Genomic DNA, 21,858 nt, shown 5'->3' with positions numbered 1-21,858 from the left:
CCCGACTTCCGTGAACCCGAGTGGATCATGCCGGGCGGCGCGCGCCGTGCGCACCGCGGGCACGGCGGGCACACCCGCCTCGCCGGGCAGTGTTGCGGAGGCGGTGGCCGTACAGGAGGAGTTGCGGCCGTTGGTGGACCTGGTCGGGCCGGGGCCGAGCGCCCCCGCGACGGTGGCCGGCCTGGACGTCGCGTACGCGGCCGGTGGTGACCTTCTGGCGGCGGCCGTGACGGTCCTGGATGCCCGGACCCTGGCGGTGGTGGACTCCGCGGTCGGTGTGGGTCGACCCGCGTTCGACTATGTGCCGGGGTTGTTCGCCTTTCGTGAGTTGCCCGCGTTGCTCGCTGCGCTCGACCGCCTGACCACCATTCCGGACCTGCTGGTCTGCGACGGGCACGGGTTGGCTCATCCGCGCCGGTTCGGGCTCGCGTGCCATCTCGGGGTGGTCACCGGGTTGCCCGCGATCGGGGTGGGGAAGACGCCACTGGTCGGGACGTGGGATCCGCCGTCCGCCGAGCGGGGTTCCTGGTCGTCGTTGCGCGACGGTGGTGACGTGGTAGGTCGGGTGTTGCGGACCCGGGACGGGGTCAGGCCGGTCTTCGTCAGCGTCGGTCATCGGATGAGCCTGGGGAACGCGACCGCGCAGGTGCTCGCGTTGACTCCGCGCTACCGCCTGCCGGAGACCACCCGCACCGCCGACCGACTGTGCCGCGACGCCCTGGCCGAGGCGGAGCAGTCGGGCCGGTTGGCGGAGCAGGCCGGCCGGTTGGCGGAGAAGGCCGACGGATCGGCCGGATCGGCCGGCTGATCTGCTGGTCAGTCCGGTCAACCGCAGGTCGGCGGGTCGGGTCGTAAACCGTAACGCCGCACACATCCGGGCCGCTCTATGACCGATGGGGTGAGTGGGCCGGTAGTAGCCTGACCAGCGGACCCCACCCGGGGAGAACGGCGAGGTGATCATGACAGTGCGTCGACGCGTGGCACGGCTCGCGGCGGTCTGCGGTCTGGCGGGCGGCCTGGTGATGCTCGGTGCGTCGCCGGCGCTGGCCGACGAGGACTCGGTCCGGGTGGGTGCGGCCAGCAGCTTCGCCGCCGGTGGTTCCGCGCAGGGGGTGAACGTCGCAGTGCGCAAGCGCACTGACGGGTGCGTCCTGTTGCGTACCGCGCTGGGCTTCAGGCTGGAGGGTCTCCAGTCGAGCCAGGTGAAGGTCGAGGTCAACGCGGGCGGGCGCTGGTTCCCGGTGGCCGTCGGCGGCGGCAACGGCAACGTGTCGACAGCGCAGACGTCACCGTCGAAGCCGACGCTGTGCAAGGGCAAGGGCATCACTGTGCGCTACCGGGTGGCGTTCGCGGAGGGTGCTCCGGGCGGCCGCCTCGTGGTCACGGGTGCGGGCCTCAGCGCCGCCGGCCAGAGGCTGGGTCAAGCCAGCGACGCGGCGCGGCTGACCGGAGCGCGGGTGACTCCGTCGCCGACCCCGTCGCGGTCGAAGTCGCCCACGCCCTCCCCGAGCCCGACCGAGGCCGCGACCGTCGACGAGGCGGTGAACCCGGCGGCGCTGGGCGGCGTCTCCGGCGCGCCGAACACCACGGCGACCGCCGCCGAATCGTCCGGAGGAGGGTCACCAGTGATGTACTTCGGCATCGTGCTGGTGGCGGTCGGACTGCTGCTCATCGTGCTGCTGTTCCGCCGCTCGCGGCAGGACCGGAAGACGTCCGACGACGGGCCCGGCGCCCTGCCGGGCAACCCCGGTGGCACCACCTACCGCGCGGGGGGTGGGTTGCCGGCCGCGCCCGGTCGCCCCGGCCAGGTGTACGGCCAGCAGCCGCCGGCCGCCGATTGGGGGGCGGTTCCGTCCCCGCGTCCCGCCACCGGCGGGGTCTACGGCGCCCGGCCGGACACCCCCGCTCCGGCACCGGAGGCGACGCAGCCGATGCCGGGCCGGCCCGACGGTCGGCCGCCCGGTGACCCGCCCACCGACGGCGGCCACACCGTGTTCATACCCCGGCTCCCCGGCTGAGCGGAGTACGACCCGGCCCCTCCGTTAGGCTCAGGATCGGTGTCTAACCTGCGGCCGAGGAGTGGAACACGTGTCTGATCTGTCCCAGATTGTGAAGGCCTACGACGTCCGCGGGACGGTGCCGGACCAGTGGGACGAACGGGCCGCCGAGGCACTGGGAGCCGCCTTCACCCAACTGCTCAACTCCACCGACGAGCCGGGCGACGCGGTAGTCGTCGGGTACGACATGCGGGCCACCTCGCCCGGCCTCGCCGCCGCCTTCGCCGTTGGCGTACGCGCCGAGGGGCGCTCGGTGATCGAGATCGGCCTCGCCTCCACCGACCTGCTCTACTACGCGTCCGGCTCGCTCGACCTGCCCGGCGCGATGTTCACCGCCAGCCACAACCCCGCGCAGTACAACGGCATCAAGATGTGCCGCTCCGGCGCCCGCCCGATCGGTCAGGAGAGCGGTCTGGCCGAGATCCGGGAGCGGGCCCAGGCCCTCCTGGACTCGGGCGACGCTCGTCCCGCCGGTGCGCCGACCCGGCCCGCCGAGCGGCGCGACCTGCTTCCCGACTACGCCGGTTACCTGCGCAAGCTGGTCGACCTCTCGGGCATCCGACCGTTGAAGGTGGTCGTGGACGCCGGCAACGGCATGGGTGGCTTCACCGTTCCGACAGTGCTGGGCGACGCGGCCCTGTCGCCGCTGCCGCTGGAGATCGTGCCGCTCTACTTCGAGTTGGACGGCAGCTTCCCCAACCACGAGGCCAACCCTCTTGACCCGGCGAACCTGGTCGACCTCCAGCGCGCGGTGGTCGAGCACGGGGCCGACATCGGGTTGGCCTTCGACGGTGACGCCGACCGGTGCTTCGTGGTGGACGAGCGCGGCGAGCCGGTCTCGCCGTCGGCGATCACCGCTCTCGTCGCCGCCCGTGAGTTGGCCAAGCACCCGGGTTCCACGGTGATCCACGGCCTGATCACCTCCAGCGCCGTCGCGGAGATCATCCGGGAGCACGGTGGGAAGCCGGTCGTGGCCCGGGTCGGGCACTCCTTCATCAAGGCGGAGATGGCCCGCACCAACGCCGTCTTCGGCGGCGAGCACTCCGCGCACTACTACTTCCGGGACTTCTGGTTCGCCGACACCGGGATGCTCGCGGCGATGCACACGTTGGCAGCGCTGGGCGAGCAGTCGCTGCCGCTGTCCGTGTTCGCCGGTGAGTACGAGCGCTACATCGCCTCCGGCGAGATCAACTCGACGGTGGCCGACCAGGCTGCCGCGGTGGCCGAGGTGCGCGCCGCGTACCCCGACGCGGTGGCCGACGAGATGGACGGGCTCACGCTGCGTTTCCCCGACGGCGCCTGGTTCAACCTGCGCGCCTCCAACACCGAGCCGCTGCTGCGGCTCAACGTCGAGGCGCCCACCCGGGATCGGATGGTCTCGCTCCGGGACGACGTGCTCGACCGCGTTCGCCGATAAGATCGCCTGCGCCGGTCGGCACCGCCGCCGGTCAAGCCGCACACGTGGAAGGAGCCGCGCCATGGCCCTGGATCCGCAGTTGCTCGAGATCCTTGCCTGTCCGGACACGCACCACGCCCCGCTCACCTATGACGCCGAGGCGCAGACGTTGACCTGCACGGAGTGCGGCCGGATCTTCGAGGTCCGCGACGACGTGCCGGTGCTGCTGCTCGACGAGGCGCGCGGCGGCCCCGGGCAGTCCTCATGATCGACGGTACGGCCGGGGTCAGCGGGCGCCGTGACGCCGACGAGGCCCTGCTCGACAACCCGCAGGCCTTGGCCGAGGCCGACCCGGGCGGCATGCTCCGGCACACGGCGTCGGCCGGTGCGCAGGTTCGGGAGAGCGCCGCGCTGGCGGCCGAGGCGAACCTCGCGGTGCTCGCCGACGACGGGCGGCCCCGAGCCGTCGTGATCGCCGGCATCGGCACGGCGGGGCGTACCGGGGACGTGCTGGCCACGGTCGCCGGGCCGCGCTGCCCGGTCCCGATCATCGGGCACCGCAGCGCCGGCGTCCCCGGTTGGGTGGGAGCGGCCGACGTGGTGATCGCGGTGAGCGCTTCCGGACGTAGCCCGGAGGCCCTCGGCGCAGCCGAGGCGGCCCACCGGCGTGGTGCCCGACTCGTCGCCGTGGGTGCCCCGGACTCGCAGTTGCAGTCGATCGCCGAGCAGGCCCGGGCGCCGTTCATCCCGGTGCCCCGGCGTGCCCCGGCCCGGGCCAGCCTCTGGGCACTCACCGTGCCGGTCCTGCTCGCCGCCCGTTCCCTCGGGCTCGTGAAGGTCAACGAGGCGGACCTGGCGGAGACCGCGGCCCGGCTCGACGCGGACGCCGACCGCTGCCGCTCCGCCGCCGAGTCCTTCGTCAACCCGGCGAAGTCACTGGCACTGGGTCTGGCCGGCTCGATCCCGATCGTCTGGGGTTCGTCCCCGCTGGCCACGGTGGCGGCCCGCCGGTTCGGCGACACGCTGTCGGCCAACGCCCGCTACCCGGTGGTCACCGGAGCGCTGGGTGAGGCCGGGCGGGGTCGCGTCGGGCTGCTCGACGGCGTCTTCGGCGGCCTGGCCGAGGGGGAGCGGGACATCTTCGCCGACCGGGCCGAGGACGACGACGGCGAGGGCACCCGGCTGCGGCTGGTGCTGCTGCGCGACGGCGGGCTCAACGCCGAGGACGACACCGACGAGCCGCTCGCCGTCGAGGAGCGCCGCGCGGACGCGGTGCAGACCCTCGCGGAGCGCCGTGGTGTGCGGTGTGACGTGGTGACCGCCGAGGGCGGCTCCGCCCTGGAGCGGCTGGCGTCGCTGATCGCCGTTCCGGACTTCGCCTCGATCTACCTTGCTCTGGCACACGGGTTGGACCCGATGGCCGTCCCGGCCATCACCGAGATGAAGGAGCTGTCGAACCAGTGAACGAACGTAGGGGGCGGCGGCGAGTCATGCGCGGACCGGGCGGCTTCGTGCGGCGAAGCGGAGCGGTGGCATGAGCGCCAACGGTGGGACGAAGGCGATTGTCGCCGCCCTGCTGGCCAACATCGGCATCGCCGTCACCAAGTTCATCGCGTTCCTGCTCTCCGGCTCGTCGTCGATGCTGGCCGAGGCGGTCCACTCGGTCGCCGACTCGGGCAACCAGGGCCTCCTGCTGCTCGGCGGCAAGCGGGCGAAGCGCGCGGCCACCCCGGAACACCCCTTCGGGTACGGCCGGGAGCGCTACATCTACGCGTTCATCGTGTCCATCGTGCTGTTCAGCATCGGTGGCCTGTTCGCGCTGTATGAGGCGTACCACAAGTGGGACCACAAGGAGGGCATCACGTCCTGGCACTGGTTGCCGGTGGTGGTGCTGGTGACGGCGATCATCTTGGAGTCGTTCTCCTTCCGGACCGCCATCAGGGAGTCCAACCACGTCCGGGGCAACCAGTCCTGGGTGCGTTTCATCCGCCGGGCCAAGGCGCCGGAGCTGCCGGTGGTGCTGCTGGAGGACTTCGGCGCCCTGGTCGGTCTGGTGTTCGCCCTGTTCGGCGTCGGGATGACGCTGATCACCGGCAACGGCCGGTGGGACGCCGCGGGCACCGCGATGATCGGCATCCTGCTTGTCGTCATCGCCGTCGTGCTGGCCATCGAGACGAAGAGCCTGCTGCTCGGTGAGGGCGCCGAGCCGGCCGACCTGGCCACCATCGAGCGGGCCGTCACCGACGGCCCCGAGGTGGAGCGGATCATCCACATGAAGACGCTCTACCTGGGTCCGGAAGAGCTGATGGTGGCCGCCAAGATCGCTGTGCCGGAGTGGGAGAGCGCCCACGACCTGGCGCGCGGCATCAACGCCGTCGAAGCCCGAATCCGCGCCGCGGTGCCCACCGCCCGGGTGATCTATCTGGAGCCGGACGTCTACAGCGCCGCCGCCGCCGAGGCCGGCACCGGTGCCGCCGCCGACACCGCCGTGCCGCAGCCGCAGGACGCGTCGGGCGAGGCGACCGGGCGGCCCGGGGGCTGACGGGTGGAGCCACTGTACGGGCCGATCCGGGACTACGCCTGGGGCTCCCGCTCGGCCATCGCCCTCCTTCAGGGGCGGCCGGTGCCGAGCGCGGGTCCGGAGGCGGAGCTGTGGTTGGGCGCCCACCCGGGCGCACCGGCCCACGTGGATCGCGCCGGCCTGCGAGTGAGCCTCTGTGACCTGGTGCGGGACGAACCAGGCCAGTGGCTGGGCCAGCGGGTGTCCGAGCGGTTCGGTAGTCGGCTGCCGTTCCTGCTCAAGGTGCTCGCGGCCGATGCTCCGCTGAGCCTGCAGGCTCATCCGGACGCCGAGCAGGCGCGGGCCGGCTACGCGGCGGAGGAGGGGCGCCCGGAGGGGCGGCGCAACTACTCCGACCCGCACCACAAGCCGGAGTTGCTTGTCGCGCTCACCCCGTTCGAGGCGCTGTGCGGGTTCCGGGACCCGGCGGAGTCGGCCGAGGCGCTCGCCGCGTTCGGCGTACCGGCGTTGACGCCTGTGGTCGCCGCGTTGCGGGCCGGGCCGGCGGGGCTGCGGACGGCGGTGCGGACGCTGCTCGGCTGGCCGGTGGCCCAGCGTCACGACCTGCTGGCTTCCGTGCTGGCAGCGCCGGCCGACAGCCCGGACGCGGAGCTGACCCGCCGGCTGGCCGAGGCGTACCCGGGGGATCCGGGTGCGCTTGTCGCGCTGCTGTTGCACCACCTGCGGCTGGAGGCGGGGGAGGCGATCTGGATGCCCGCCGGCAACCTGCACGCCTACCTGAGCGGCTGCGGAGTGGAGATCATGGCCGCCAGCGACAACGTGCTCCGCGGCGGTCTGACCCCGAAGCGGGTGGACGTCGACGAGTTGCTGCGGGTGCTGCGCTTCGAGGTGCTCGTCGATCCGGTGCGGGCAGCCCAGCCGGTCGGCCCGGGCGTGGACTGGTGGCCGGTGCCGGTGGACGATTTCGCACTGCACCGGGTGCGGGTCGACGCTGCGGTGCCCTCGGTGACGCTGCCGCTGCCCGGCCCCCGGGTGGTGCTCTGCGCCGGTGGCGCGATCACCGTGGACGACGGCGTCGGCGCGTTGACGCTGGCCTCCGGCGAGGCGGCGATCGGCACGGCGTCCGGAGCGCCGCTGCGGATCGACGGCGCCGGTGTGGCGTTCGTGGCGACGCCCGGGCTGGGCTGATCTCCAAGCGAGAGAACGACACAAGTCCGACTTTCCCGGAATAGCTTGACGTCGCCCTGCCTGAATGTGACTCTATGAGTACGCAGCGTTATCGCGACGACGGTCCGAGAACGTGCGGGGGAACCAAACCGGGGGGATGCACGGGGCGGGCGGGACGTGGGCGGGAAGGTCCGCCCATTACCGGCCGCCCCGTGCGCTGTCCGCGGACCGTGCCTGCTGCCCGTAGCCGACGCGCGTAAGGTGGAGGGTCGGCGCAGACATCGTTCGACAGGAGCTTTTATGACCAGCACCCTCCCGGCAGCCGCCAGCGGCACGCCGTCCGAGGCCCGGCCGAGCACGCTCGCCGACGGCGACTTCAAGGTGGCGGATCTGTCGCTCGCCGAATTCGGGCGTAAAGAGATCCAGCTCGCCGAGCACGAGATGCCCGGCCTGATGGCGATCCGTCGGGAGTTCGCCGAGGCGCAGCCGCTCGCCGGCGCGCGGGTCACCGGCTCGCTGCACATGACCATCCAGACCGCCGTCCTGATCGAGACGCTTGTCGCGCTCGGCGCGCAGGTGCGCTGGGCGTCCTGCAACATCTTCTCCACCCAGGACCACGCCGCCGCGGCGATCGTCGTCGGCCCGGACGGCACCCCCGAGGCTCCCGCCGGGGTTCCGGTGTACGCCTGGAAGGGCGAGACCCTGCCGGAGTACTGGTGGTGCACCGAGAAGGCTCTTGCGTGGCCGGACGGGCAGGGCCCGAACATGATCCTCGACGACGGCGGCGACGCCACCCTGCTCGTGCACAAGGGCACCGAGTTCGAGCGGGCCGGTGCGGTCCCGCCGGTCGAGTCCGCCGACTCCGAGGAGTACGCGGTCATCCTGGAGCTGCTGCACCGTTCGCTCGGCGAGGACGGCCAGCGCTGGACCCGGATCTCCGCAGGCATCAAGGGCGTGACCGAGGAGACCACCACCGGGGTGCACCGGCTCTACGAGATGCACCGGGCGGGCACCCTGCTCTTCCCGGCCATCAACGTCAACGACTCGGTGACCAAGAGCAAGTTCGACAACAAGTACGGCTGCCGGCACTCGCTCATCGACGGCATCAACCGCGCCACCGACGTGCTGATCGGCGGCAAGATGGCTGTCGTCATGGGCTACGGCGACGTGGGCAAGGGCTGCGCCGAGTCGCTGCGCGGCCAGGGCGCCCGGGTCGTGGTGACCGAGGTGGACCCGATCTGCGCGTTGCAGGCCGCGATGGACGGCTACCAGGTCGCCACCCTGGACGACGTGGTCGCGCAGGCCGACATCTTCATCACCGCCACCGGTTGCTTCGACGTCATCACCAACGAGCACATGGCCCGGATGAAGCACCAGGCCATCGTCGGCAACATCGGCCACTTCGACAACGAGATCGACATGGCCGGGCTGGCCAAGCGTTCCGACGTCGAGCGGGTCAACATCAAGCCGCAGGTCGACCTGTGGCGCTTCGCCGACGGGCACGCCATCATCGTGCTCTCCGAGGGCCGCCTCCTGAACCTGGGCAACGCGACCGGGCACCCGAGCTTCGTCATGTCGAACTCGTTCGCCAACCAGACGATCGCCCAGATCGAGCTCTTCACCAAGACCGAGGAGTACCCGATCGGCGTCTACGTGCTGCCCAAGCACCTGGACGAGAAGGTGGCCCGGCTGCACCTCGGCGCGCTCGGCGCCAAGCTGAGCACGCTGACCAAGGAGCAGGCCGCCTACCTCGGCGTCTCCACGGAGGGTCCGTTCAAGCCGGATCACTACCGCTACTGAGTTCCGCTCCCGGGTCGGGCGTTCGCCCGGCCCGGGAGCGCCGACTCGCGGGTGACGGGACGATCCGGCCCGTCACCGGTGCACATTCCGCCCGGCGTTGCTGAGGACGAGTAGGCCCACGGCCAGCACGAGCCCGGACGCGACGGCGGCCGGCGTGGAATCCGCCGGCAGCAGCGGAAGAGCCCAGGGCCGGGGTTGACCCGAGGAGGCCGTGCCGGCCACCCCGACGGCCACAGCGAGTACGACCGGCAGCACCCAGGACAGTTCCCAGCTCAGCGCCCGGCCGGACAGCAGCGCGACGCCTAACCAGAAGAGAAAGTCGCGAGCGGAACCAAGCGCCAGATGCCCGGCACCGGTGACGTGGGTGAGGCCGAGGAAGATGGCCACACCGAACAGGCCGCCCACGACCGTCTGCAGCATCTCCCACCGCCAGAGCGGCTTGGCCGACGAACCTTCGACATCCGCCATCTCGCTGTGCAGATGCACCGACAGCGTCACGGCGAATGCCAAGGAGATCAGGACCAGGGCGTTGACCGGGGCGGAGTGGACACTGACGGCCGGGAGATAGACCGTCTGCCGACCGACGAGCGCCACAGCCGCAGCCAGTAACCCCAGCAGGGGAACTGCCCGGCCGATTCGCCTGGCGCGGAGATACCGACCCAGGTCGCTACTGCGCACAGTTCTTGTCACTGACGACCTCGTAGCGGTCTCGCGCCCATGACGCCTGCTGAAGTGGCTCGCGGCTGAGTACCTCGCGGACCCTGCTCTGCACCTGGGGCGGCGTCCGCTCAAGGATCCCGTCATCGCCGGTGACCCGGACGGCGAGCCAGGTGCGCAACATCACGCTGTTTTCGGCCCAGGCTCTGCGCTGCTCGGCAGCCATGGTGTCGCATGTCCAACGGGCGGGCAGCACAGCAGAGATCATCGATGTTGCCATGGCGCGTTCTCCGTACCCGACCCAGAATCCGCTCTGCGGACCGGTTCCGCTGAGCCCCTCCTCGTGCAGTGTCACAGGTAGCGGTATGGCATTCGCGGTGGCTGCGGCCAGCCGCCGGGAAGTCTGCACGGCGTCCTCCAGATGGCGCTGCTCCTCTGGCCAGACGCACACTTCCGGCTGTTCGCCAGCACACGCGGGGCGGGCGGGAGCCGGGCGCTCGACGCGTAACGGTCCGGTCACCGGCATGGCCCCCGCCAGGGCTAGCGTGGCGACGACACCACCGGCAAGAAGCACCCGCTCGAACCGGATGTCCAAGCCCATCGTCCGCCGGCCAAGCACAGCTGCTCCGGCCACCGCAGCCGCCGTCGCAGCGAGGGCCAGGGCGAGACGAACAGCAAGCGCGCTGGGCGCGAGTGCCACCTGCGGATGACCGGAGAGTACGGACATGGCGAAGCGTGGGTCGTCCTGGAGCCAGGACAGGGCGGTGAAGGTCGTGATGGCCACGAGCGGAGGTGCTGCGCGGGACGAGAAGCGGGTGCCGGCCAGGTGGCCGATGGCCGCACAGATCACGAGCGTGCCTGCTCCGAGCAGGACGTAGCCGGGCCACGGCCGGCCCGGTGCTCCGTTCGCCGCAGCGGTCGCGAGGACCGCGAGCGGGGCAACCGCGTAGATGAGGAGCCCAAGCAGAACCACGACCGCGAACCGGGCCAACTCGATGTGCCAGGCGGGGCGAGCGGCGCGGCTCACCTGTTCCCGCATGCCGTCGCGACGTGCTCGGCCGCCGGACCAGGCTGCTACTGCGGCGAGGGCCGGCCCCATGATCAGCACCGGCCACTGGGCCCGGGCACTGGCCTGAGACCAGACCGTCGTCCACTCGCCTGGCCGACCGAAGACCAGCAGCAGTTCGAGGGCGATGAACACCGGAGCACACCAAAGCAGCGGTGAGCGACGTATCTCGATCAGTGCCTGTCGGATCATCAGCGTGCGCCCTTGGCATTTTTGACGACCGTGGCGTAACCGCGCTCGATTCGGCTTCCTCCGCGTTGATTCGCGGTCCCGAGTTCGGCCAGTTCGTCCGGCGTACCGACATAGAGTGGCCGCCCGTGCTTCATCACGACAACGCGGTCGCAGACTGCGGCGACGTCCTCCACGAGGTGAGTGCTCAAGATGACGGAGGAATTCGCGGACAATTTTTCCAGCAGATCACGGAAGTCCAACCGTTGATCGGGATCCAGGCCGGTCGTGGGCTCGTCGAGTACGACGAGTGGAGGGTTTCCCACGATGGCCTGGGCGATGCCGCATCGCCGGATCATCCCGCCCGACAACTTTTTCATCCGCTCGTCGGACCGGTCGGTGAGGCCGACGTCGTCGATCGCGGAGCGTGTGGCGTCGTCGATGACGTCGGACGGGACCTCCCGGAGCCAGGCGCAATACCTGACGAATTCGTAGACGGTGAAGCCGGGATGGTATCCGAAGGTCTGCGGCAGGAATCCAGTCCTGCGTCGGGCTTCGCGAAGTGCGTCCGCCGAGTCGACCGGCCGCCCGAAGAGTCTCAGTTCCCCCGCGCTGGGGGTGATAACTGTAGTGAGTATGCGCAGCAGAGTGGTCTTTCCCGCGCCATTCGGGCCTAGCAGCCCAAGTATGCCCCGGTGGAATTGCAGGTCGACGCCGGCGACGGCACGCCGACTACCGAAGCTGACCTCAAGAGCGCGGGCATCAACGATTGGTGCGGTCACTGGTCATCCCTCCGAGGTGCCGGTCGGTGGTGGCCGGAGTGCCCGGCCACCACCGTGCGGCCTACTGCATCTCGACCCAGCCGCTGATCACGCCCCAGGTGCACTCGTAGCGCCAGCTTCCGGGAATGTTCGTCCAGCCGCTGTCGTGCTGGAATCCCCAGTCACAGTCGACGGTGGCCTTGAACTGACCGTCGCCCTGGCAGTCCACCCAGAACGCGGTGTCGCCCCAGTCGTAAACGCAGACGTCGTTGCCGTTGGTGACAGTGTCGGCGCTGGCCGGCGTCGTGGGTACCGCACCGAACGCCAGTGCGGCGGCGGCAACTGCGGCGACGCGTTTTGCGGTTCTGCCCATCTCGGTCCTCCTGTCGCGGTTGCGATGTGAGTCCGAGTTTGCCAACGCGCCACTGCATTCACAACCGTCGAATGGTGCTAGCCCGATTGGGCGATGCGGTTTCCGCAGTGGCAGGATCTGCTGGCCATGAATGACAGGATTGCGGCTTCGGTGCGGTTGACGCCGACTTTCGTCATGACCTGGGTGACGTGGGCCTTGACTGTTCTTTCCGCAACGCCGAGTCGGGATGCGATCTGCCGATTACCCAGCCCGCCACCGAGCAGGTCGAAGACCTGCCGCTCGCGCTCGGTCAGGGAGCGGAGCCGTACAGCTTTTGCACCCATATTTCGATGATTGCGCTGATGATCATCAGATTGACTCTCATCGATGATGCGATCATGGTGGTCCAACTGTTGAAACATTGAGCCTCCCCGTGTGGACCACCCTCACCTTAGTAGCGTCCATGCATCCTTGCAACTTCCTCGGTAATGCTTGGCCGAGTGATGCGTCAATCTCTTTGATCAGCTGAGAGCTGATGCGAGAACATGTCCACCACCGCTTGGCGAACCTGGATGTACCGTGCTCTGGGGAGGCCGTCATTCAGTGCCGTCACAGTGGCGCGGCGGGCCAATTCCGGGAAGAACGCTCCCGTCGCCCCGGCGGTCATTGCCACCACCTCGGCGCGTTCGGTCTCGGAGAGTTCGAGACTGCTCCCGTGAACGGTCAGCAGCCGGTGGCGGCTGTCGGCGTCGGGCAGCGGTACCTGGATCGCCAGGTCGATGCGTCCGGGCCGACGTGCCAGGGCGTCCTCCAGAGTGCCGGGATGGTTGGTGGTGAGCACGAAGGTCAGGTCGGCGTCCTCAGCGGTGCCGTCCATCTCGTCGAGGATGTCGAAGAGGACCGGGTTGCGGTCGCCGGACCGCCGATCCTGGGCCACCAGGTCGACGTCTTCGAGCACCACCACCGAGGGTGCCGCCCTACGGGCGAGGTAACACGCCTCCCGGACGAGGTCGAGTTGCCGACCGCTGAGGACGACAGCAGTGTGACCGGGCAGGCGCGAGAGCAGGTGGCGCACGACGAGCGTCTTGCCGGTGCCGGGTGGACCGTGCAGCAGCACCCCACGCCGGAGGCGGTGCCCGGCGGCGAGCAGCGCCAATCGGTGCTCTCCAATTCCGTGCACCTGTCGGTCGAGCGAGGCGAGGGTGCCATGCGGCAGGACGACGGACGTGGCGGGCACCACCTGGCGCCGGTGGAACCGGACGGACCCGGTCAGCTCCCCGTCCCGAGCCGCGTCGAACGAGATCAGGTGTCCCTGGTAGATGTTGTCGCGATCGAGGTGCGCTCGTAGCTCCGCGAGCACCTCTTGGCCGACGTCGGGCTCGGGGGCCAGGATCTCGACCAGGACGCTGGGCTTTCCGGTACGTCGGTTACCCACGCGCAGCAGCACGGCTACCGGGTGGTCGCCAGCCGTGGTCAGGAAGATCCCGAAGGAGACGCAGCTGCGCTGCGCGTCGACGTCGACCGGCAGGCTCTGGTAGTCGGCGGCGCCCAGTCCGTACTGGTGCCGTGCGGCACCGTCCACGATGTCACCCAGGCCGGCGTACTCGCGGCCAGGGCTTCGCACCCCTATCAGGGTGGCCGGCTCGCTCCTGGCAGAGGTGAGCGCGTCCAGGGCGATCGCCACGTTGGCGTGCTCGTGCGGCGGAAAGGTCGCCGTCACCACGGGCATGTCGAGCGGACTCCGACCCAGATGACGCTCCAGTCGATCGAACAGAGGCCCGGGTGGCGGAGCCGGCGCAAGCCGGGACATCACCCGCATGAATTGTTGAAACTGCCGGCCGAAGTCGGCCGCGTCGAATTCGTCGGTCATCTGGTCCCCGTCGCAGTGGCTCAGGCCACCATATCGACCTCGATGCGGGAAGCCTCCGGAGCTGCCGTGCGCGGTGAAGAGTGAGGTTGCCGTGAACGACTTGACGCCCGGTCGGACCAGGCGCAAGGTATGCCTGCCCTTACTTAACTGAGGCACACCTAACCTACTCGGAGCCCTGATGTTCGCCACCTACCTGATCGGTCTGCGGGAAGGGCTGGAAGCCACCCTGGTGGTCAGCATCCTGGTCGCCTTCCTGGTGAAGTCGCAGCGCCGGGACCGACTGCCGCAGGTCTGGGCCGGCGTCGGCCTGGCCGTGGCGCTCTCGGTGCTCTTCGGCTGGCTGATCGAGTACACGTCGACCTCGCTGCTGTCCCGTTCCGAGGATCGAGAGTTGTTCGAGGCGATCACGTCGGTCGCCGCCGTGGTCTTCGTCACCTGGATGATCTTCTGGATGCGCCGGGCCGCCCGGAGCATCGCCGGCGAGTTGCGGGGCAAGCTCACCGAGGCGCTGGCCGTCGGATCCCTCGCGGTTGCCGGAATGGCCTTCCTCGCGGTGATCCGGGAGGGCCTGGAGACCGCGCTGATCTTCTACTCGGCCGCCCAGGGCGCGGCCGGCGACAGTGGCCCGCTGCTCGCGCTGATCGGCGGCATCGTCACCGCCGTGGTCCTCGGCGTGCTGCTCTACGCCAGCGCCCTGCGGATCAACCTCAGCAGGTTCTTCACCTGGACCGGCGCGCTGCTGATCCTGGTCGCCGCCGGCATCCTCAAGTACGGCGTGCACGACTTCCAGGAGGCCGGCGTCCTGCCCGGCCTGAACGACCTGGCCTTCGATATCACCGCCGCGCTCGACCCGAGCACCTGGTACGCGGCCCTGCTCGCCGGCATGTTCAACGTGACTCCCGCGCCCACCGTGCTGGAGACGATCGCCTGGGTCGCGTACGCCGTCCCGGTTCTCCTGCTCTTCCTGCGACCGGCCCGGCGTAGGCCGGCGCCCACCGCGACCACCACCACCGTCACCGAGCGCGGGGCCGACACCGGCGCCGAGGCCGAGGCGGCGTCCCCGCCGCAGCGTGCCTGACCCACGAGGAGAGACAGCTCAGATGCGTACCACCCAGTTCTTCGCGCTGGCCGCCGCCGGCGTGCTGGCGACGGCCGGTCTGGCCGCCTGCTCCGACTCCGACAAGGGTGACCCGGCCGCCGGTGGACCGATCGTGGTCAAGGCCAGCGACACCGCCTGTGAGGTCGGCTCGACCGACCTGGGCGCCGGCACCGCCACCTTCAAGATCACCAATTCGGGCGCGAAGGTGACCGAGTTCTACGTGTACGCCGACGGCGACCGGGTGATGGGCGAGGTGGAGAACATCGCCCCCGGGCTGAGCCGCGAGCTGCACGTGGAGTTGCCGGCCGGCACCTACCAGACGGCCTGCAAGCCGGGGATGAGCGGCAAGGGCATCCGGGGCGCGCTCAAGGTCAGCGGGTCGGCGCAGCCGCTCACCGCCGACGCCGCGCTGGCTGACGCCACCGACAACTACCAGCGCTACGTCAAGAGCCAGACCGCCGCGCTGTTGGACAAGACCGAGGAGTTCGTCGGCGCGGTCAAGGCCGGCGATGTCGCGAAGTCCAAGGCGCTCTACCCGGTCGCGCGCACCTACTGGGAGCGGATCGAGCCGGTCGCCGAGATCTTCGGCGACCTCGACCCCAAGATCGACGGCCGTGATGAGGTCATCGAGGAGGGGATGGAGTTCACCGGCTTCCACCGGATCGAAAAGGACCTCTGGCAGTCCGGTGACATCAGCAAGGACGGCCCGATCGCCGACCGCCTGTTGGTCGACGTCAAGGAGATCGTGGCCAAGGCGAACGCCGAGAAGCTCTCCCCTCTGCAGCTCGCCAACGGTGCCAAGGAGCTGCTCGACGAGGTCGCCAGCGGCAAGATCACCGGCGAGGAGGACCGTTACTCGCACACCGACCTGTGGGACTTCGCCGCCAACCTCGAAGGTTCCAAGGCCGCCGTGTCCGCCCTGCGCCCCGCGTTGCAGCAGCGCTCGCCGGAGCTGGTCACGCAGTTGGACACCGAGTTCACAAACGTGGAGGGGCTGCTCGGCAAGCACCGCGTCGGCGACGGGTGGAAGCTGCACACCGGGCTGAGCAAGGCCGAGCTCAAGGAGCTCTCCGACGGGATCAACGCGCTCGCGGAGCCGATCAGCAAGGTCGCCGCGGCCGTCGCGAAATGACCGGATGGCAGAAAGAGTCGATTCGATGAGCGGAAGCAGGTTGACCAGGCGCCGGGCGATCACCCTGGCCGGCGCCGGGGTGGCCGGTGTCGCCGGGGTGGCGGCCGGCGCGGGGGCGCTGCTGAACGGCTCGCACGGCCCGGCCGCGGCGAGCGACCACCCGGCCGGGGCGGTGCCGTTCCACGGTGAGCACCAGGCCGGCATCGTCACCCCGGCGCAGGACCGGCTGCACTTCGTGGCCTTCGACGTGATCACCAAGGACCGGGCCCGGCTGGTCGAACTGCTGGAGGAGTGGACGGCCGCCGCCGCCCGGATGACCGCGGGGCGCGACGCCGGGGTGCTGGGCGCGGTCGGCGGGATGCCGGAGGCACCACCGGATGACACCGGCGAGGCGCTCGGCCTGCCTCCCTCGCAGCTCACGCTCACCATCGGCTTCGGGCCGACGCTGTTCCGCGACGCCGACGGGCGGGACCGCTTCGGCCTCGCCGACCGGCGGCCCGCCGCCCTCGCCGAGTTGCCGAAGTTCCCCGGCGACGCGTTGCAGCCGCAGCTCTCCGGTGGCGACCTCTGCGTCCAGGCCTGCGCCAACGACCCGCAGGTGGCGGTGCACGCGATCCGCAACCTGGCCCGGCTCGGCATGGGAGTGGTGAGTGTCCGCTGGTCGCAGCTCGGCTTCGGCCGTACCTCGTCGACCTCGCGGGAGCAGGCCACCGCGCGCAACCTCTTCGGGTTCAAGGACGGCACGGCCAACCTCAAGGCCGAGGACACCGACCTGCTGCGCGAGCAGTTGTGGGTGCAGCCGGGCGACGGGCCGGACTGGATGGCCGGAGGCTCGTACCTGGTCACCCGCAAGATCCGGATGCTCGTGGAGACCTGGGACCGGACCTCCCTCGCCGAGCAGGAGGAGATCGTCGGCCGGACCAAGGGCAGCGGCGCACCACTCGGTCGGAGCGACGAGTTCGACGAGCCCGACTTCGCCGCGCGCGGCGCGGACGGGAAGTCGGTGATCGCCGAGCACGCCCATGTCGCGCTGGCCCACCCGAGTCGGAACAGCGGTGCCCAGCTGCTGCGCCGGGGTTACAACTTCGTCGACGGCTCGGACGGCCTCGGCCGGCTCGACGCGGGCCTTTTCTTCATCGCCTACCAGCGCGATCCACGCCGCCAGTTCGTGCCGATCCAGACCCAGTTGGCACGGCACGACGTGATGAACGAATATCTGCGACACGTCTCCAGCGGGGTGTTCGCCTGCCCACCCGGGGTAACCGACGGTGGGGATCACTGGGGGCGTGGGCTGTTCGGCTGACCGTCGTCCGGATGGGCGACAGTCGGATCGGCCCGGCCTGCGGTGGCGCCGGGCGGCGCCGAAGGGGGATCATGGTGGCAGCCTGGCCCACGGCCCATCCGTGGCCAGGCACCGCAGCACGTGGCGCCGCCGCCGCGGACCGCGGACCGCGGACAGCCGGTTTGACGGCGGCGCGAAGCGTTACCGGCGGACGCCGGTCCCACCGAACTGAATGAGGATGCAATATTAATCCCATGAGAGCCCGCGTACTGGTGGTCGACGACGACCCCGCGCTCGCCGAGATGCTCGGCATCGTGCTGCGCAGTGAGGGTTTCCAGCCTTCGTTTGTGGCGGACGGCGAGCGGGCGTTGGCCGCCTTTCGCGACAGTCGTCCCGATATCGTGCTGCTTGACCTGATGCTTCCCGGTATGAGCGGTATCGACGTGGCCCGGTCGATCCGGGCGGAGTCCGGCGTGCCCATCGTCATGCTGACCGCCAAGAGCGACACCGTGGACGTCGTGCTCGGCCTGGAGTCCGGCGCCGACGACTACGTGGTCAAGCCGTTCAAGCCCAAGGAGCTGGTGGCCCGGATGCGGGCCCGACTGCGCCGAGGTGAGGACGTGGCCCCCGAGATGCTCACCATCGGGCCGCCCGACAACCAGATCACCATCGACGTTCCCGCGCACACCGTGAGCCGCAACGACGAGGAGGTGAAGCTGACTCCGCTGGAGTTCGACCTGTTGGTCGCGCTCGCCCGCAAGCCACGTCAGGTCTTCACCCGCGAGGTGCTGCTCGAGCAGGTCTGGGGCTACCGGCACGCGGCCGACACCCGGCTGGTCAACGTGCACGTCCAGCGGTTGCGAGCCAAGATCGAGCCGGACCCGGAGCGACCGGAAATCATCCTCACCGTGCGGGGCGTGGGTTACAAGGCGGGGACCGGATAGCCTGGTCGCACTGTGTCGACCTCGCCGCCCCCACCCTCCCCGAGTACGGCTACCCACCGGCCCAGCGCCGGCGGGGAGCTCTGGCGTGCGTTGAGCGGGCGGGTCGCCCGGGTGGTGGGTCGGGCGCACCAGACCTGGCGCCGCTCGCTCCAGGTCCGGGTCGTGACCATCACGCTCGTCGCGTCCAGCCTGCTGGTCGGCGGGTTCGCGTTCCTGATCGCTGACAAGATCACCACCATCCTGCTCGACAGCGCTCGCAGCGACGTCCGGCAGCGGGTGACAACTGGTGCCAGCTACGCGGCCAAGCAGGTCTCCTTCTACGGGCAGCCGCAGGAGGCACAGCTCCAGGAGACCATCGACGGCACTGTCAACTACCTGGCCGGCGGCGACCCCCAGCAGACCAGCGGGGTGGTGGTGGCGATCACCGCCGACGACTATCCCACCGACATCCAGACGCGCACCTCCCCGTCGGCGAACGTGCAGCCGCTGATCAGCCCCGAGCTGCGGGCCGCGATCGCCGACGGCAAGGTGGCCAGCCAGATCCGCACCGGGCGACTCACCGGCGAGACCACCAAATACCTGGTCTACGGCTCGCCGGTGCCCACCAGCTTCGGCCAGATCGAGCTCTACTATCTGGTGCCGCTGGGCCGGCAGGACGTCACCGCCGCCGACGCCCGAGCCACAGTGGTGGCCACCGGGGTGGCGCTGGTGATCCTGCTCGGGCTGCTCGCTGCGCTTGTCACCCGGCTGGTGGTCAACCCGGTCCGGGTCGCCGCACGGACCGCCCAGCGGCTCTCCGCGGGCCTGCTCGACCAGCGGATGGTGGTCAACGGCGAGGACGACCTGGCCCTGCTGGCCGCGTCGTTCAACCAGATGGCCACCAACCTGCAACGGCAGATCCTGCGCCTGGAAGAGATGTCCCGGTTGCAGCGCCGTTTCACCTCGGACGTCTCCCACGAGTTGCGTACCCCGCTGACCACGGTCCGGATGGCCGCTGACCTGATCTTCGCCGAGCGCGACGAGTTCGACCCTGCCGTCGCCCGCAGCGCCGAACTGCTCCAGGCCGAGCTGGACCGATTCGAGGAGTTGCTCACCGACCTGCTGGAGATCAGTCGGTTCGACGCGGGCTTCGCCATGCTGGATTCCGAGCCGACCGACCTGGTGCCCGTGGTGCACCGGGTGGTCGAGCGGCTGGCCGGCCTGGCCGAGCGGGTGGGCGTACCCATCGAACTCGACCTGCCGGGCACGCCGGTGATCGCCGAGGTCGACCCGCGCCGGGTCGAGCGGGTGTTGCGCAACCTGGTCGGCAACGCCGTCGAGCACGGCGAGGCCCGCCCGGTGCTGATCACCCTCGGCATCGACGAGACCGCCGTGGCGATCACCGTCCGCGACCGGGGGGTGGGGCTGAAGGTGGGCGAGGAGAAGTTGGTGTTCAACCGATTCTGGCGGGCGGACCCGTCCCGGGCTCGACAGACCGGAGGCACCGGGCTGGGCCTGTCGATCAGCCTGGAGGACGCGCGGCTGCACGGCGGTTGGCTGGAGGCGTGGGGCGCTCCCGGGCAGGGCGCTCAGTTCCGGCTCACCCTGCCGGCCCGTGCGGGTGACCGGCTGACCACGTCACCGCTGCGGCTGGTGCCGGCCGACGCCGCGCTGCCGTTCGGGGGCCCCCGCGACGGTGGGCCACTGGCCATCGGCCCCGGCACCGGCGGGGCACTGGCGATCGGCCCGGCTCCGGTCGGGGACGGGCAGCGGACGGAGGTGCGCTCGTGAGACGGCCGAATCTTCTCCTCGGGGCTTTTGGTGCGCTGGTGCTGCTGGGCGCCGGCTGTGGCATTCCGGCCGCGTCCGACGTGCGGGTGGACGGCAAGGGCGGTGCCGCGACCGAGGCCGGTGTGATCAGCCGGGGCAGTGAGCCGCCGACGCGGACGGCCAGCGGCAGCGTCAACGAGGCGTTCGTCCGCAACTTCCTGTCCGCCGCCGCCGGCGAGCCGGATCGGGCGTACGAGCGGGTCAAGGCGTTCGTCGCCCCGGAGGACAAGATCCGGCTACAGGACAAGAAGGGCAGCGAGGTCGCGCTGAACGTGGTCCGGCTGCGCGAGGCGGTCTACACCCTCAACAGCGACTCGACCACGACCGTGAAGATCGCCGTGCAGCAGATCGGGGTGCTGCGGGCCGACGGCACCCTGGCCCCACCGGTGGCGACCGAGACGGAGTACGAGTTCGGCCTGCGCAGCGCGTCGTTCAACGGCGGCATCAACGATGATCGGGCCGGCCTCTACGTCATCAACCCGCCCAACGTGCTGCTGCTCAGCGACACCGCCCTTCGCCAGTACTACCAGGACGAGACGATCTACTTCTGGAGTTCGGACCGCACCCGCCTGGTGCCCGACCAGCGCTACCGGCCGCAGGCGGTGCCGGCCGAGCGGCGGGTCAACGAGGTGGTGAAGTGGCTGGTCGGTGGCCCCTCCGACTGGCTGCGCCCGGCAGTCGTCGGGCTGCCGGACCGCACCGAGCTGATCAACAACGCCACCGGCGGTAACGGTCGGTGGGAGGTCAACCTGGACATGTCCGGTGACGACCAGAACGGGATCGACCAGTTGATCACGCAGATCGCCTGGTCGTTGGGGGACCTGCCCGGCCAGCTGGAGTTGAAGATCCGCAACAACGCGCAACCCGTGGTGGACCTGGGCGAGCGACGAGACTCCCAGGCGCTCTACCCGCATACCGCCAGTCCACAGCGGTACGGCGTGTACGACGGTGTGATCCACCCACTCGACTTCGAAGGCGAGCCCAGCGGCCCGGTGCCGTTGGTGCCCGAAGCCAACCACAACGTCGTCTCGGCCAGCCTCGGACTGGCCAAGGACCGGCGGATCTTCGCCGCGATGGTGGTCACCGGCAGCAGCAAGACCCGGTACCGACTCGCCGTGGGCACGGGGGCCGATCCGGTCTCCGTGTTCAACCGCAGCGGCGCCGAGTACTCCTCGATCAGCCGGCCGGTCTGGCTACGTGCTGTCGACTCCCGCCCCGGGCGTGGCCTGGTGGTGGCCGACGGGCAGCTCTACCGGTTCGACGAGACGGCCCAGATGTTTCCGGTCCCGCTCAACCTGCCCTCCGCCGGGGTCACCGCGGTGGCCGCCGCGTTGGACGGCCAGCGGGTCGCGCTGATCGCCGGCGGCCGTCTCTACGTCGCCGCCGTCAACCTCGACGGCGCCGGGGTCTCCGTCGGCCCGCCCCGGGAGTTGGTCACCTCGTTGACCAACCCCACGGCGGTCGACTGGGGCGCGGAGGACCAACTGGTGGTGGCGGGGTCGGTAGGCCAGCCGGCGATCTACGAGATCAGTGTCGACGGAGCCCTGGAGACGCCGCTGCGGACCGACCTCGGCGCCAAGGTCAACCACCTGACCGCGTACCCGGCCAACCGCAGCGTGCGGGTGCCCAGCGGGGCCTACATGTACGAGGCGAACGGGGTTGCCTACCGCAGCAGCCCGTTCGAACGGATCGAGCCCGGCCGGGTACGCGACATCGCCCCGGTGCCGGCCGGCGTGCGGCCGAGTAACCCGACGGCGCCGTTCTTCCTCTACTGACA

The 21,858-nt window shown here is 70.4% G+C and carries 20 protein-coding genes; 14 read left to right on the top strand and 6 right to left on the bottom strand.

Going from position 1 to position 21,858, the window contains the following annotated elements; all coding sequences use genetic code 11:
- Window positions 1–46: 46 nt before the first annotated feature.
- From KBX71_RS11120 to ahcY, 8 genes are all read left to right on the top strand, one after another.
- Window positions 47–808, top strand: a complete 762-nt coding sequence (locus tag KBX71_RS11120; protein ID WP_307847040.1) for an endonuclease V — start codon at window positions 47–49, stop codon at window positions 806–808.
- A 151-nt stretch (window positions 809–959) separates the two neighbouring features.
- Window positions 960–2,018 (top strand): hypothetical protein, encoded by a 1,059-nt coding sequence (locus KBX71_RS11115; RefSeq protein ID WP_210817864.1) that lies wholly within the window; start codon window positions 960–962, stop codon window positions 2,016–2,018.
- 70 nt (window positions 2,019–2,088) lie between these two features.
- Entirely contained in the window at window positions 2,089–3,474 is a 1,386-nt protein-coding gene (locus KBX71_RS11110; RefSeq protein WP_210817863.1) for a phosphomannomutase/phosphoglucomutase, read from the top strand.
- Between the two features lie 61 nt (window positions 3,475–3,535).
- A complete protein-coding gene (locus KBX71_RS11105; RefSeq protein ID WP_091394023.1) occupies window positions 3,536–3,721 on the top strand; it encodes a Trm112 family protein in 186 nt (61 codons plus the stop codon).
- A complete protein-coding gene (locus KBX71_RS11100) occupies window positions 3,718–4,917 on the top strand; it encodes an SIS domain-containing protein (RefSeq protein ID WP_210817862.1) in 1,200 nt (399 codons plus the stop codon). The genes KBX71_RS11105 and KBX71_RS11100 overlap by 4 nt, the downstream gene beginning before the upstream one ends.
- 70 nt (window positions 4,918–4,987) lie before the next feature.
- Entirely contained in the window at window positions 4,988–5,995 is a 1,008-nt protein-coding gene (locus KBX71_RS11095; RefSeq protein WP_210817861.1) for a cation diffusion facilitator family transporter, read from the top strand.
- Between the two features lie 3 nt (window positions 5,996–5,998).
- Window positions 5,999–7,162, top strand: a complete 1,164-nt coding sequence (gene manA, locus KBX71_RS11090) for a mannose-6-phosphate isomerase, class I (protein WP_210817860.1) — start codon at window positions 5,999–6,001, stop codon at window positions 7,160–7,162.
- Window positions 7,163–7,441: 279 nt separating this feature from the next.
- Window positions 7,442–8,941 (top strand): adenosylhomocysteinase, encoded by a 1,500-nt coding sequence (ahcY, locus tag KBX71_RS11085; protein ID WP_210817859.1) that lies wholly within the window; start codon window positions 7,442–7,444, stop codon window positions 8,939–8,941.
- Between the two features lie 72 nt (window positions 8,942–9,013).
- On the opposite strand, the gene KBX71_RS11080 is transcribed toward ahcY, so the two are convergent.
- The 6 genes from KBX71_RS11080 to KBX71_RS11055 form a co-directional block, all read right to left on the bottom strand.
- Complete coding sequence (locus KBX71_RS11080) at window positions 9,014–9,535, bottom strand: hypothetical protein (RefSeq protein ID WP_210817858.1); 522 nt, start codon at window positions 9,533–9,535, stop codon at window positions 9,014–9,016.
- A gap of 73 nt (window positions 9,536–9,608) precedes the next feature.
- Window positions 9,609–10,799: a hypothetical protein gene (locus tag KBX71_RS11075; protein WP_210817857.1), complete on the bottom strand. Its 1,191-nt coding sequence runs from the start codon at window positions 10,797–10,799 to the stop codon at window positions 9,609–9,611.
- 56 nt (window positions 10,800–10,855) lie between these two features.
- Window positions 10,856–11,614, bottom strand: coding sequence for an ATP-binding cassette domain-containing protein (locus KBX71_RS11070; protein ID WP_307847039.1), 759 nt, complete (start codon window positions 11,612–11,614; stop codon window positions 10,856–10,858).
- A gap of 61 nt (window positions 11,615–11,675) precedes the next feature.
- Window positions 11,676–11,966 carry a hypothetical protein gene (locus tag KBX71_RS11065; RefSeq protein WP_210817856.1) on the bottom strand — a complete coding sequence of 97 codons (291 nt, stop codon included), beginning with the start codon at window positions 11,964–11,966 and terminating at the stop codon, window positions 11,676–11,678.
- A gap of 77 nt (window positions 11,967–12,043) precedes the next feature.
- Complete coding sequence (locus KBX71_RS11060; RefSeq protein ID WP_210817855.1) at window positions 12,044–12,367, bottom strand: helix-turn-helix transcriptional regulator; 324 nt, start codon at window positions 12,365–12,367, stop codon at window positions 12,044–12,046.
- An 86-nt stretch (window positions 12,368–12,453) separates the two neighbouring features.
- On the bottom strand, window positions 12,454–13,815 hold the full coding sequence (locus KBX71_RS11055; protein WP_210817854.1) for an AAA family ATPase: 1,362 nt from the start codon (window positions 13,813–13,815) through the stop codon (window positions 12,454–12,456).
- A 178-nt stretch (window positions 13,816–13,993) separates the two neighbouring features.
- Between KBX71_RS11055 and efeU the strand changes: the two genes are divergently transcribed.
- From efeU to KBX71_RS11025, 6 genes are all read left to right on the top strand, one after another.
- On the top strand, window positions 13,994–14,893 hold the full coding sequence (gene efeU / locus KBX71_RS11050; protein ID WP_247683289.1) for an iron uptake transporter permease EfeU: 900 nt from the start codon (window positions 13,994–13,996) through the stop codon (window positions 14,891–14,893).
- Between the two features lie 22 nt (window positions 14,894–14,915).
- Entirely contained in the window at window positions 14,916–16,046 is a 1,131-nt protein-coding gene (efeO, locus tag KBX71_RS11045) for an iron uptake system protein EfeO (RefSeq protein ID WP_210817853.1), read from the top strand.
- A gap of 25 nt (window positions 16,047–16,071) precedes the next feature.
- On the top strand, window positions 16,072–17,349 hold the full coding sequence (gene efeB / locus KBX71_RS11040) for an iron uptake transporter deferrochelatase/peroxidase subunit (protein WP_210817852.1): 1,278 nt from the start codon (window positions 16,072–16,074) through the stop codon (window positions 17,347–17,349).
- 233 nt (window positions 17,350–17,582) lie between these two features.
- Window positions 17,583–18,272, top strand: coding sequence for an MtrAB system response regulator MtrA (mtrA, locus tag KBX71_RS11035; RefSeq protein WP_110564421.1), 690 nt, complete (start codon window positions 17,583–17,585; stop codon window positions 18,270–18,272).
- 12 nt (window positions 18,273–18,284) lie between these two features.
- Window positions 18,285–20,042 (top strand): MtrAB system histidine kinase MtrB, encoded by a 1,758-nt coding sequence (gene mtrB, locus KBX71_RS11030; RefSeq protein ID WP_210817851.1) that lies wholly within the window; start codon window positions 18,285–18,287, stop codon window positions 20,040–20,042.
- Window positions 20,039–21,856: an LpqB family beta-propeller domain-containing protein gene (locus KBX71_RS11025; RefSeq protein ID WP_307847038.1), complete on the top strand. Its 1,818-nt coding sequence runs from the start codon at window positions 20,039–20,041 to the stop codon at window positions 21,854–21,856. The genes mtrB and KBX71_RS11025 overlap by 4 nt, the downstream gene beginning before the upstream one ends.
- The last annotated feature ends 2 nt before the right edge of the window (window positions 21,857–21,858 follow it).

Origin of the sequence: Micromonospora sp. D93 (assembly GCF_018070365.1) — a bacterium.
GTDB classification, from domain to species: domain Bacteria; phylum Actinomycetota; class Actinomycetes; order Mycobacteriales; family Micromonosporaceae; genus Micromonospora; species Micromonospora ureilytica.
This window is presented reverse-complemented; position numbering and strand designations above follow the sequence as displayed.

What these genes read in the sequence shown, in the direction of transcription:
- efeU (WP_247683289.1), top strand. Translation starts at nt 13,994, where the DNA reads ATGTTCGCCACCTACCTGATCGGTCTGCGGGAAGGGCTGGAAGCCACC.
- KBX71_RS11060 (WP_210817855.1), bottom strand. Translation starts at nt 12,367, where the DNA reads ATGTTTCAACAGTTGGACCACCATGATCGCATCATCGATGAGAGTCAA.
- KBX71_RS11095 (WP_210817861.1), top strand. Translation starts at nt 4,988, where the DNA reads ATGAGCGCCAACGGTGGGACGAAGGCGATTGTCGCCGCCCTGCTGGCC.
- KBX71_RS11055 (WP_210817854.1), bottom strand. Translation starts at nt 13,815, where the DNA reads ATGACCGACGAATTCGACGCGGCCGACTTCGGCCGGCAGTTTCAACAA.
- KBX71_RS11115 (WP_210817864.1), top strand. Translation starts at nt 960, where the DNA reads ATGACAGTGCGTCGACGCGTGGCACGGCTCGCGGCGGTCTGCGGTCTG.
- efeO (WP_210817853.1), top strand. Translation starts at nt 14,916, where the DNA reads ATGCGTACCACCCAGTTCTTCGCGCTGGCCGCCGCCGGCGTGCTGGCG.
- efeB (WP_210817852.1), top strand. Translation starts at nt 16,072, where the DNA reads ATGAGCGGAAGCAGGTTGACCAGGCGCCGGGCGATCACCCTGGCCGGC.
- KBX71_RS11065 (WP_210817856.1), bottom strand. Translation starts at nt 11,966, where the DNA reads ATGGGCAGAACCGCAAAACGCGTCGCCGCAGTTGCCGCCGCCGCACTG.
- KBX71_RS11105 (WP_091394023.1), top strand. Translation starts at nt 3,536, where the DNA reads ATGGCCCTGGATCCGCAGTTGCTCGAGATCCTTGCCTGTCCGGACACG.
- ahcY (WP_210817859.1), top strand. Translation starts at nt 7,442, where the DNA reads ATGACCAGCACCCTCCCGGCAGCCGCCAGCGGCACGCCGTCCGAGGCC.
- mtrA (WP_110564421.1), top strand. Translation starts at nt 17,583, where the DNA reads ATGAGAGCCCGCGTACTGGTGGTCGACGACGACCCCGCGCTCGCCGAG.
- KBX71_RS11100 (WP_210817862.1), top strand. Translation starts at nt 3,718, where the DNA reads ATGATCGACGGTACGGCCGGGGTCAGCGGGCGCCGTGACGCCGACGAG.